The sequence below is a fragment of the Alkalihalobacterium alkalinitrilicum genome (assembly GCF_002019605.1).
Classification (GTDB): domain Bacteria; phylum Bacillota; class Bacilli; order Bacillales; family Bacillaceae_F; genus Alkalihalobacterium; species Alkalihalobacterium alkalinitrilicum.
Map to the genome: position 1 here is coordinate 3,245,514 of NZ_KV917368.1, position 12,276 is coordinate 3,257,789.

At 38.0% G+C, this 12,276-nt stretch carries 12 protein-coding genes; all 12 read right to left on the reverse strand.

Annotated features, from left to right (window positions below):
* Window positions 1–253: 253 nt before the first annotated feature.
* The 12 genes from BK574_RS15695 to cofD all read right to left on the reverse strand — a co-directional run bounded on the left by BK574_RS15695 (window position 254) and on the right by cofD (window position 12,269).
* Complete coding sequence (locus BK574_RS15695) at window positions 254–1,270, reverse strand: LLM class flavin-dependent oxidoreductase (RefSeq protein ID WP_078429251.1); 1,017 nt, start codon at window positions 1,268–1,270, stop codon at window positions 254–256.
* Between the two features lie 27 nt (window positions 1,271–1,297).
* Window positions 1,298–1,567 carry a MoaD/ThiS family protein gene (locus tag BK574_RS15700; protein WP_078429252.1) on the reverse strand — a complete coding sequence of 90 codons (270 nt, stop codon included), beginning with the start codon at window positions 1,565–1,567 and terminating at the stop codon, window positions 1,298–1,300.
* 2 nt (window positions 1,568–1,569) lie between these two features.
* Window positions 1,570–1,881 (reverse strand): hypothetical protein, encoded by a 312-nt coding sequence (locus BK574_RS15705; protein WP_078429253.1) that lies wholly within the window; start codon window positions 1,879–1,881, stop codon window positions 1,570–1,572.
* 58 nt (window positions 1,882–1,939) lie between these two features.
* Window positions 1,940–4,255 carry a xanthine dehydrogenase family protein molybdopterin-binding subunit gene (locus tag BK574_RS15710; RefSeq protein WP_078429254.1) on the reverse strand — a complete coding sequence of 772 codons (2,316 nt, stop codon included), beginning with the start codon at window positions 4,253–4,255 and terminating at the stop codon, window positions 1,940–1,942.
* Between the two features lie 12 nt (window positions 4,256–4,267).
* Window positions 4,268–4,753: a (2Fe-2S)-binding protein gene (locus BK574_RS15715; RefSeq protein WP_078429255.1), complete on the reverse strand. Its 486-nt coding sequence runs from the start codon at window positions 4,751–4,753 to the stop codon at window positions 4,268–4,270.
* Window positions 4,754–4,771: 18 nt separating this feature from the next.
* Complete coding sequence (locus BK574_RS15720) at window positions 4,772–5,659, reverse strand: FAD binding domain-containing protein (RefSeq protein ID WP_158211674.1); 888 nt, start codon at window positions 5,657–5,659, stop codon at window positions 4,772–4,774.
* A 348-nt stretch (window positions 5,660–6,007) separates the two neighbouring features.
* On the reverse strand, window positions 6,008–7,036 hold the full coding sequence (moaA, locus tag BK574_RS15725; protein ID WP_078429257.1) for a GTP 3',8-cyclase MoaA: 1,029 nt from the start codon (window positions 7,034–7,036) through the stop codon (window positions 6,008–6,010).
* Between the two features lie 134 nt (window positions 7,037–7,170).
* Window positions 7,171–8,226, reverse strand: a complete 1,056-nt coding sequence (locus BK574_RS15730) for a ThiF family adenylyltransferase (protein ID WP_420796951.1) — start codon at window positions 8,224–8,226, stop codon at window positions 7,171–7,173.
* Between the two features lie 439 nt (window positions 8,227–8,665).
* Complete coding sequence (cofH, locus tag BK574_RS15735) at window positions 8,666–9,853, reverse strand: 5-amino-6-(D-ribitylamino)uracil--L-tyrosine 4-hydroxyphenyl transferase CofH (RefSeq protein ID WP_158211675.1); 1,188 nt, start codon at window positions 9,851–9,853, stop codon at window positions 8,666–8,668.
* Between the two features lie 43 nt (window positions 9,854–9,896).
* Window positions 9,897–10,649, reverse strand: a complete 753-nt coding sequence (gene cofE / locus BK574_RS15740; protein WP_078429259.1) for a coenzyme F420-0:L-glutamate ligase — start codon at window positions 10,647–10,649, stop codon at window positions 9,897–9,899.
* On the reverse strand, window positions 10,646–11,308 hold the full coding sequence (gene cofC / locus BK574_RS15745; protein WP_158211676.1) for a 2-phospho-L-lactate guanylyltransferase: 663 nt from the start codon (window positions 11,306–11,308) through the stop codon (window positions 10,646–10,648). The genes cofE and cofC overlap by 4 nt, the downstream gene beginning before the upstream one ends.
* A 16-nt stretch (window positions 11,309–11,324) precedes the next feature.
* Complete coding sequence (gene cofD, locus BK574_RS15750) at window positions 11,325–12,269, reverse strand: 2-phospho-L-lactate transferase (RefSeq protein ID WP_078429261.1); 945 nt, start codon at window positions 12,267–12,269, stop codon at window positions 11,325–11,327.
* Between the last annotated feature and the right edge of the window lie 7 nt (window positions 12,270–12,276).

Sequence of the window (12,276 nt, forward strand, 5' to 3'; positions counted from 1 at the left end):
TTTTACTTCAAATGGTTGAAATAACTTAATTTTGAGAACAACAGTTTAAAGAATAAAAATGTAGTAATCTATTATAAATAATCTTTAAAATATTCTATAAAAAATATGCAAAATGTTAGAAAAAGAAATAATAGTTCTATATAAAAATATCTAAGTCGATTTTTTCAATATTTAAGAAAAAAAAATGAGAAAAGAAGATAATTCTCATCCTCTTTTCTCATGATTTTCTCACCTTTTTTTCTCAAGAAAATTCTCAACGAAAGTTAGGAATTACCTTTTCAGCAAACAATTCAATGGCACCTTCCGATGTCATCTCTTCAAATGCCCATGGGTGAATAGCAACCTGGTGAATTCCCATCTCATGCTGCTCTTTAATCTGTTCGGTAATTTCTTCAGGCGATCCCGCTAGAGAAAACTTTCTTACCAACTCATCAGGAACTAACTTTCCAACCTCGCCAGCCGCCTCTGGAGATAAGTGATAACTGAGATTACCCAAACTCTCTTCTAATTCCTTAGGCAACTCAATTCCTAACTTATCATGGAAACCTTTAGTTCCCCAAAGTACAAAGGCAACCATCCATCGAGCGTTATCGCGAGCTACTTTACCATCTGGATGAATAAAAGTCTGTAACCACAATGTTTTTTGTAAATCATCTAATGACCTACCTGCATCCTTAGCCCCTTTTTCGACTTGTTGTAACCCCCATTCCACTACATCTGTGGATGCATAGTCACCTAGAATTACTCCATCAGCAACTCGTCCAGCTGTTTTTAATACCAAAGGTGCAGCACCTGCGATTAGAATTGGAATATCAGGTCGTAAAGGTGTGAAATCCAATTTCGCCTCTTTAACCTGGATAACATCTCCCTCTACAGTTACTCTTTCTCCTTGTAGTAGAGGGCGAATTACATTCACTGCCTCTCGTAATGCTCGAGCTGGTTTTTCACGTTTAATACCCATTTCAGCGAAACCACTGACTCCAGCGCCATACCCTAAAGTCATTCGTCCTTCGGAGATTTCATCAACACTTGCTAGTGCCGCTGCAGTCATAGCAGGGTGGCGGGAATATGGGTCTGTTACCGCAGTTCCCAATTTTACCTTTGTTGTGTTTTGAGCTATAACAGCAAGTTGTGAATAACATTCCCTATAAAAACGTTCATCAGGCATCCATATTTGATCGAATCCAATTTCTTCACATTTTTGCGCTAACGATATTAAAGTTTTGTATGGGTATTTACCTAAAAGTCCGATACCAAATTCCATTGACATTTTTTCTCCTCCTTGTTTCTTGCTTCCTTAACCCCCACCAATTGCAAGGATAATTAAAACTTCGTCCGTTGCACTAATAGGTGTATCAAGTCCTTGTAATATCCGAATGTCCTGACCATTGACCAAAACATTCATCCATTCTGCCAAATCTCCATGTTCATTTAAGATCCACTCTTTTAACGATGGAAAACGATTGCGTAAACCAACCATTATCTCCGAAACATTCGCCGCCTCTAATTGAACCTCTTTCACCCCAGTATGAGGAAGCCACATCGGCGGGATACGGACGGTAACCATTTTTACGCTACCCTCTCAGTCAGAATACAAAACCAATCTGACACCCAGCTACCCCACTCCTCACTAAAGCCTGCCATCTCTGGAGCAGTAATATCTTTTTTATACTGATCAACATCAGAAATAACTATTTCTTCGATGATTTGATATGCTGGTTTACTACCATCTAATGTAGCCACTGTTTTATAATCGTGGAATTCTCTAATTGACTCAACTGATTTAGCAGCAGGATGATTAACCTCTACAGACCAACGTTCGTACTCCTCGACTGTCTTCCCTTGAGCAAGGTTAAAAAGAAAATAAGCCTTGTATTCCATCTTTAATCGCCTCCATCTATATTATAAATTTCTCTTTCAGTTCAGGATGAGGTTAGCATTATCCTAGATTAGTAGATACTTTACTTTCTTTTTCTTTTATTGCCCTTAATACTTTTTCTGCAGTGATAGGTAAGTCATGAATGTGAACACCTATTGCATCAGCAACTGCATTGGAAATTGCTGCTGCTGGAAGAATAATTGGCGCTTCCCCAACACCTTTAGCACCATAAGGACCAGCCGTAGACGGGCTTTCTACTAAGATAGTTTCAATTCGAGGAACGTCCATAATTGTCGGCATCTTGAAATCGGTCATATTCGGATTTAATACAACACCATCTTTATAGACAATCTCTTCAGATAAAGCATAACCAATTCCCTGAACTACACCACCAGTCATTTGTCCTTCGGCCCCATCTGGGTTAATCGCATAACCCACATCCTGAGCCACCACATAACGTTTTACAGTAACTTCTCCAGTATCTGGATCTATCTCTACTTCTGCTGCTTGTGTATGGAATGATGGGAAATTATAGACTGGATACAAACTTCCCTTAACTGTATTAACATCATACTCTGTAGGTTCAATAATATATGAACCTCGACCAATAATAGGACCGCCATTCCACATTCGATCAGCAGCTATTTCGGCTAAGTTAATACTGTTCGTTGGATTTTGAGAATCGTAAACTTGCTTATCTTTGAGTTCTAATCGTTCCACTGGCACATTTAACTTTTCAGAGGCCGTAACAAATAGTTGACGCTTCGCATCCTGAGCAGCAATTCGAGAGGCATTCCCTACATTAAATGTAGTGCGTCCTCCTTGAGCACCAAAATCGTACGGAGTTGAATGTGTATCCCCAGTAATCAGACGTACATCGGTAATGTCTATTCCAAGCTCTTCTGCAACAATTTGCGCAACTCCCATTGTTATAGCACCTGTACCAATTTCTTTTCCACCAGTTATAAGAACTACAGTACCGTCATCATTTAATTGGACGTAGGCGCAAGAAGAACCACCAGCAGATGTCCAAATGGCAGTAGCGATACCACGACCTGTATACTTTGGACGCGGTTGATCCATTCCAATCTGCTCAGATACTTTAGTTATAGTTTCTTGCAGACTTACTGTTTCAATGACTTGCCCAGTTGGCCCCAAATCACCATCTTTCAATCCATTTTTTTGTCGTATTTCAACCTTATCTATATTTAATTCATTAGCTATCTTATCTAAATGTGTTTCAATAGCATAATAGGTTTGAGGAGCCGATGGTCCACGGTAAGCACCACAATTTGCCTTATTTGTATAAACTGCCAATGAATCTACTTTATAATTCGGGATATTATACGCACCACGAGCTAGCATAGCACCTACCGAGCAAATCACACTACTATCTCCAGTATAAGCGCCTGCACCAAATAGAATTTTAGCTTGACGAGCAGTAATCGTACCGTCCTTCATAACCCCAGTTTTTACATAGAGAACTGCTTCTTGACGAGGTGCTGCAGCCTTCATTTCTTCCTCTCTATCCCAGAGGTATTTTACTGGACGTCCCGTTTTACGAGCGAGTAATGCTACAAAATGTTCAACACCCAAATCTAATTTCCCACCAAAACCTCCACCTACTCCTGTTGAACTTACTCGGATTTTACTTGTAGGTAATTGGAGAATATCAGAAAGATTTCCTAGAATACCAAAAGGAAATTGAGTGCTTGATGCAATTACAACAGTTCCATCTGCTTCAACATGAGCCATTCCAGCACGTGCTTCTAGGTATCCTTGGTGGACCATATGGGTTGTAAAACGGTCTTCAAACACATAATCTGCCTCAGCGAAGGCTTTTTCTACATCACCAGTGTTAATGGTCGTATGTCCACAAACATTGTCGTATCGAACCACATCAGGATTACCATTATAGCTTTCCCAATCAGGATGCAGTAATGGTGCATCTGGCTTCAAAGCCTCTTCTGGACCATTTATCACTGGTAATTCCTCAAATTCGATCTCGATTAATTTTAATGCTTCCTCACCAATCTCCCTTGTATCAGCAGCAATAGCAGCAATAGGTTCACCGTAATAACGTACATAGTCTCTAGCAAAAACAACTTCATCTTTCACAGTATGACCATGTCTAATATTTGAAGGTATGTCATCTGCCGTCATTATTGTACGAACACCTGGATAAGCCAATGCCTTACTAATGTCTAATCGTTTAATTCTCCCGTGAGGAATCGAACTACGAAAGACTTTACAGTGTAGAAGGCCTGGAGCATCTAAGTCTGCCCCATAGATAAATTTTCCAGTAACTTTCTCTGGACCATCTAGCCTATTTAAACGTTTACCTACGACTGTTGTTTCCTTTTCTTTAGTAATCATTTTTTAACCTCCTCACACTTTGTTTAGTTTTCTTAATTCAGAGGCCGCCTGTTGTACCGCATCTACTATGCCATTGTATCCCGTACAGCGGCACAAGTTTCCAGCTAGGTAATTACGGATCTCCTCTTCTGTTGGATCGTCATTCTCTTCTAATAAAGACTTTGTAGACATAATAAAACCAGGTGTACAGAATCCACACTGTAACCCGTGACAGTCTACAAATGCTTTCTGTATTGGGTGAAGTTTGTCACCTTCTGCAACGGACTCAACAGTTGTAATTTCCTTTCCACCTGCTGCAACAGCTGGTAACAAACAAGAATTTACTGACTTGTTATCTAGTGTAACAGTACATACACCACATTCACCTTCTCTACAGCATTCCTTAGTACCAGAAAAGCCAAGTTCTTCTCTCAGAACATCCAATAGAATGCGATGAGGTTCAACCTCAATATGATAATCACTTCCATTAATCTTTAGTGTTAGTGGAACCTTAGCCATTCTAACCCTCCTCTTTTTTTAGGATATTTTTGTACCAGTCTCTGTATCCTGTAATATCTCTAAGCATTGACTTAATGCCCGGCGCACCATTGACTCAACTAACATACGTCGGTATTCAGCAGATCCACGCACATCAGAAATTGGGTTACAATCATTTACTGCGGCTGTACCAGCAGCTCTAATCAAATCTTGAGTAATTACTTTTCCTTGCAGTAACGCCTCAGCACTATGAGCTCGAACTGCTGTAGGTGCTACAGACCCTAAGCCAATTCTCACATCAGCAATACCATTTTCGTCTAGAGTGACTCGAGCAGAAACCGCACACAATGAAATTTCCATAGCTTTACGTCTACCAGCCTTCAAAAATACCGTAGCTGTATTGGAAGCTTGTTTAGGCACTTCAATTTCTGTTAGAAATTCCCCTGGTTCAAGTGCAACTTTACGAGGACCTAATAAAAATTCTTGCAACGGTAAACTTCTAGTACCTTTTGGTCCCACTATTGTCACCGATGCGTCTAAGGCTAGTAAAACTGGAGGAGTATCAGCAGCTGGCGAGGCATTACATAGATTACCTCCAACAGTCCCCATATTTCTAACTTGTATTCCACCAACTGTGGAACACGCTTGCCTTAAAGCCTCAGTAGCTTGAGTAATTAATGATGATTTTTCAACTTCTCGATGAGTCACTTGAGCACCAAGTACTAGATTTCCTTGTTCATTTTCACGAATTCCTTTTAGCTCTCTAACTCCATCAAGACTAATTACATGCTTAGGATCTACCTTAAATCGAGTGATAAGAACCATCAAATCAGTTCCACCTGCTAGAAGTTTGGCATCATCGCCATATTCAACTAGAAGTTTATTAACCTCTTGAACCGTCTTAGGTTCATGATAAACAAAAGACATGTTACACCTCCTAGAATAATTAACTTTTGAATATTCAATCTCTTCATAACATTCCCTTGCAATTTCCATGCCAACTTGATCACCCCTACCTTTCTTTTTTTAGAATTTACTAACAAAACATGTCATTATGGCCACATACAAAAATACAAAAAAAGAGTGAAGTAATTTTATTTACTTCACCCAACATTTATTTCTCATATTTTTCTCATTCTCATCTCATTTCTCACCACGCATTGAGAATTTTAGTTTATATATATTAAGAAATTTTTAAGTGATACCACATGGATAACCACCTTTATGAGCTTAATCTTTATAAACGATTTAATTAATTGGTTACCATTGGTCAGCCTATCCCCCAATATGAGACATTTCGACTTTTTTTCGTTTTTTTAATTCTGCAGTATTACTTAGTCTTTCCTCTGAATAGCGATCATGCCTATCATTCCAAACCTTTGAAATTAATTTTATTATGTCTTCATCACTTTTCCCTTCCTTAACTGGACCACGCAAGTCAGTTCCACTTGAAGCAAACAAGCAAGTATAAAGCTTACCTTCTACTGAAAGGCGGGCTCTAGAACAAGTTGAGCAAAACGCTTGAGTTACTGAAGAAATCATTCCAATTTCCTTATTTGTTCCTTTGTAACGATAACGAGTAGCTACTTCGCCGTAATAATTTGAATCTACAGGTTCTAAAGACCATTCATTATCAATCATTTTTACAATTTCTTGACTTGGTACAACCTGATCCAGTTTCCACCCATTTGTGTTTCCAACATCCATATATTCAATAAACCGTAGAATGTGCCCTTTCTCAGAGAAGTAGCGTGCCATAGGAAGAATATCCTGATCATTACCACCCTTTTTTACCACCATATTAATTTTGACGGTAAGTCCAACACTTGCGGCTACCTCAATCCCTTCAAGAATTTTATCTACCTTAAACCCTCTTCCGTTTATTTTTCCAAACCGGTCATCATTCAAGCTGTCTAAGCTCACTGTAACTCGGTTTAACCCTGCATCTTTAAGAGCTTGTGCATACTTGGCCAGGAAGACACCATTTGTTGTCATGGCAATTTCCGAAATCCCATCAACATCCTTAATCATTTTGATAAGTAAGGGTAAATCTTTACGCATCAATGGCTCTCCCCCCGTAATGCGGACTTTTTTTACTCCTAACAAAGCGAAAATTCGAGTTAATCGGGTCAGTTCTTCAAAGCTTAACAACCGTTCTTTAGGTAAGAATTCATAATCAGGACCGAATATTTCTGCAGGCATACAGTATTGGCAACGGAAATTACATTGGTCAGTTACCGAGATACGTATATCCCTAAGTGGTCGTCCAAACAAATCGACAATTTTCTTCAAGTTGCCATCCATCTCTTCACCTGCTTTCTTCAATAGTATGTTATTTGAGAATTTCTTTCTCAACTTGGTGCAAATTTCGGTGAAAACATTCTAAACCATTTTTATAAAAAACTTCTTACTTTGAGTTCTAATAATATGAACTCATTCTACATACCAACATATTTTGCATATAACGATCGGGCTAATCCGATTTCTTCCGTCCCTTGGATGAGCACCCTGCCATCGGTGAAGAACACCATAATATAAGCGCCTATATGAAAACGTAGTAAAAATTTATTTTTTTCAACCTTACCCAATGATTTGTATCGTTGTACTAATTCATCAAGGTCTAGTTTTCTTTCAGTAGTAGGTACAATTTGCACTGTATCACGACCACACATAACCGTAAAATGCTCTTCTATGTTTGTCGGATATAGAAATTCGAAATTTTGCTGCGCACAAGCGGGACATTTTGGGTTATGCGTCTGAGTAATAGTAAAACTAGAATGTTTATTTTTCCAAATTTCCAAATACTCAATATTTTGGTTTAGACTTTCCGTATCTTCAACTAGGTATTTTATTGCTTCAGTAGCTTGGTAGGAAGCAACAATATGTACAAGTGGGCCGAGCACCCCTACCATATCACAAGTTTCCGTTCCTCCTGGTGGGGGAGGTTCATGAAATAGGCAACGAAAACAAGGTGTTTCATACGGGCGAATCATAGCGAACATCCCTTTAGCACTTACTGCCCCACCATAAATCCATGGTATTCTGTGTTTCACGCTTACATCATTAATTAGAAATCTAATTTGAAAGTTATCAGTTGCATCCAAGATAAGATCCGTTCCAGTCAACAGTTTCTCCGCATTTACTGCATGGATATCAGCAAGTACAGGTTCAATTCGTACTTGTGAATTAATCCGGGATAACTTTTCAGCAGCTGCCATTACTTTGGGCATATGATTAGAGGCGTCATTTTCATCATATAACATCTGCCTCTGTAGGTTACTTTCTTCAACAAAATCTCGATCAATTATCCTTAGATCACCAACCCCGGCTCGAACCATATGATTGGCAAGCACAGTACCTAAAGCCCCTACTCCAACAATTGTAACATGACTATTCAAGATTTTTTCCTGACCGCTACGCCCTATTGGACCGTATAAGATTTGTCTAGAATATCTTTTATTAATCTCATTATCGATACCTATATTATCTACCATACGTATTTCCCTCCTATTCTTTTAAAACAGGCCTTTTATGGAGAGATTCACACTTTTGTTGTTATTTTCTAATTTTGAATTATCATGTCCCACAAGCTAGGAAGGAATTAGATACTATCAAAGGAACAAAATCTAAATATGAGTCATTTAAAGAACACAGGAAATTCACCTTTTAAGAATTTAATTTTAATTTTCTGCGTATTTTCAAAAGGATTCCTTAGTTTCTATTAAACTAGATTCCTTAAACAAGTGTCTGGTATTATTAACAACTCGAACTAAAAATAACATTAAAGGTACTTCATCCAATACCCCTACAATTGTAAATTTACCAGCTTTTTTTAAATATACATTCTCAAACCAATCTAAACCCCTTAGCTGTTCTTTACGTCCTTCTTTAATAAACTTTTTCTATAAACCAAGCTCTACATTATTTTATTTATTACTTTGGATATTCTAAAATTTCATAGAGCGTGTTTCGAACAGCAGGGGTTCTACCTAAGTCCCTAATCAAACGATCAAATTCTTTAGGATCCATATTTTCTCCAAACGGAGCACCAGCAGAACGAGAAATAGTTTCATCCATTAAGGTACCACCAAAGTCATTTGCACCTGCATTCAAAATTATTTGACACGACTTAGGACCATTTTTAACCCATGAAACTTGAATATTGTCAATCCATTTATAAAGCATAATACGAGATACCGCGGTAACCATGATATCCTCTATACCCGTTGAGCCAGCCCTAGATCCTAGCTCATTAAATAATTTTGTATTATAGTGTACAAAACCTAAAGGAACAAATTCAGTAAAACCTCCTGTTTCTTTTTGAATCTCTCTAAGAATTCCAATATGATTTGCCCAATGTTCGGGGCCGTCTATATGTCCATACATCATTGTAGAAGTGGAACGAATTCCTAGTTTATGTGCAGTTTTTACTATATGAACCCATTCTTCAGCAGAAAGTTTATCTTTTGTTAACTGTTGGCGAATTTCAGTATCAAGTATTTCCGCAGCAGTACCAGGTATTGTGTCTAAACCTGCATCCTTTAAACTCTTAAGATGCTCTTCTATCGTAACGCCTTGTTTCCAGGCACCAAATTTAATTTCAAACGGTGAGTAAGCATGAATATGCATGTGTGGAACGACATTTTTTATTGAACGAAGTATCTCATGATAATAGGTGCCGTCTATCTTTGGATGAAGCCCTCCTTGAATACATACTTCTGTAGCTCCGATATCCCACGCATCTTTTGCACGTTGAGAAATTTCTCCAAGAGGAACGAAGTACGCATCCTCATCCTTTTCAGAAGCCGCAAACGCACAGAATTTACAACCTGTATAACATACATTTGAAAAATTGATGTTTCTTGTTTTAACATAAGTGATAGTATCACCCACAGCTCTGCGTCTTAACTCATTCGCTGTTAACATGATCGCATTCAGATCTTTTGCAGGATTCGCTTTAAAAAGTTCTATGCCTTCTTCTACAGTAATTTCCTTCTCTTCCAATGCCTTGTCTAAAATTCGGCTAATATTTAGACTAGTTGAACTTAATAGTTGTTCAACACTTTTGACGTTTATTATTTTCTCTTCTTGATTCACTAGATTTTCAATTGCTTTCGTCATATCTGTACCCTCCATAGATTTTAATTTCTCTTGATCGCAATTACTAACGGAAAAGGTCCATCTCTCTAGGTCTTACTAAATCTTTACTTGTCCCATCTCCCTCAGGATAAGAATATCCTCTAACTACAGCTACTGGAATACCATCACTTTTTCCCATTACCAATTCAGCCGCAGATGCAACCTGATCAGCCACAGCGATTTCAGTAGCTTTTAATTCATAGCCAAATTGGTCAAACTCACCTTTATAATCTCTGATAGCAAGCATACCGCTGACTCCAATAGCAACGTTAGTTTGTCCCATGCGCCATGGTCGTCCAAAAGTATCCGAGATAATAACTGCCAATTCCACATTATAGTGATTTTCTAGGGATTCCTTTATTTTCTTTGCCGTAAAATCAGGGTCTTTGGGTAAAAGTAAAGCCGTTTCTTGATTCTCAATATTTGAACGGTCAATCCCTGCATTAGCGCAAATAAATCCGTGCTTTGTTTCCATTATCATGACACGGTCTGTTATTTTCACTGGACTAGAGGACTCCCGAAAGATCATTTCTATTTCATTTGGAGTTTTACCCGTAGATTTTGAAAGCTCTATTGCAAGAGGTGAAGGTTGAATATCTTTCTCCTCTACTAATCGCCCTTCAGCCTTTGATACTATTTTTGAGGTGACAATAACAATATCCTTATGCTCTAATTTTTTTCCTTGCTTGTCGAGAGAACGGATAATAAGTCTTGTCAGATCATCTCCTTCTTGTATTTTTGGCAATTCTTCTACTCCAAACACTGTCAATTCATTCATGAAACCACTTCTTTCATTTTTAATTTTTCAATAATTCCCTGACTATAGATATAGTCGTAAGTTTTTGTTCCTTTTCCAAATTTTTCGATATAGTATAAATCCATTGTGGTATCGATATCATACGATAATAATGGAGCAGTACCCAAAAGGTATTCACAACCCACTTTCATTGCATTCAATCGATGTTTTTCAATACTATTAGTACCGAAGGCAGTGTCGATTACCTTTGGTGGCGATAAAATAAGTCCATTAGTTCCTGTTCGGTCTTTACACGGAAAGATTGTGACGGGTACCCGCCTTTTTTGTTTCATGATAAAATCTACTTCATTTACTGTGATTAGAGGTATATCTCCAGGCAAAATTAATAGTTCTTTTACACGATGGTCTAATGAATCAACTACTGTTTTAATGGCTTGATTCATCCCAGCTACACTCTGCTCAAAATATAGTTTAGCCCCAAATTTTTTGGCTAGTTGTATTGCGTCAGGGTCACTAGTCACAATAGAAAGTTCGTCTATAGATGGGACTTTAGAAAGAACTTTAAGGACGTCATACAGCATAGAATAAGCAAGACCAATCCTTTGGTCAGAAGAGAGTAAGCCATTCAGTCGAGTCTTTGATTTATGCATAGGTTTTTGTAAGACAATAACGGAATTCATAGGAATGTTCTCCTTTTTATAAGGCTTTAACTTTGACATCGGCAGCGAATTCTACAACTTGATTTGATAACCGTTCCTTTTTTTCATCCGAATCCATTATGGTATCTGTGACTAAAACTCCTAATCCTCTTTTTTGCAATTTATCTGAATACTGCTCATCTAAGAAATCGATAACAATACCATCCAATAAACCTTCGTAAAAGTCAGCAATTCCGATAGGAGACACTTCTATATTCATATCTCTCATCATTCGATCGGCAGGTCCTTTGATTACCCCTCCATTCACAATGGGACTTACCGCAATGACCTTGGCTTTACTTTTTTTAATCCCTTCCTTTATTCCTGGTACTGACAAAATTGGACCGATACTGACCAAAGGATTACTTGGAGCAACCAAAATTATTTCTGCTTCCGCAATTGAGTCAAGCACTCCAGGTGAAGGAGATGCATTGGTAGATCCCCGATAATCAATATTTAATACTTTGTCTGACATTCTTCGTTGAATCAAGTACTCTTGAAAATGGAAGCAACCATCTGGAGTATCAATATACGAAGAAATACGATCATTAGACATTGGGAGTAATCTCATCGAAACTCCTAATTTGTTGCATAGATTTCTAGTAATTTCCGTCAACGTAATGTTTTTACGCAATAAATTGGTTCGATAAATATGAGTAGCTAAATCTTTATCTCCTAGATTAAACCAGCAATCTTGACCAAAAAGGTCTGTTAGTACACTTTGTGTGGTATAGGTTTCATCTTTAAACCCCCACCCTTGCTCGTGAATTAGCCCCGCCAGTGTATACATATTAATATCAATGTCGGGCGAGATATAAAGCCCAAATCTTTCAAAATCATCTGCCGTATTAATAACCACTGTAACATCTTCTTTATATCGAGAAGACGCTAAGCCTTTAACGAACTTAGAGCCTCCAACTCCTCCAGCTAACGTTAATATCATCGTTTAC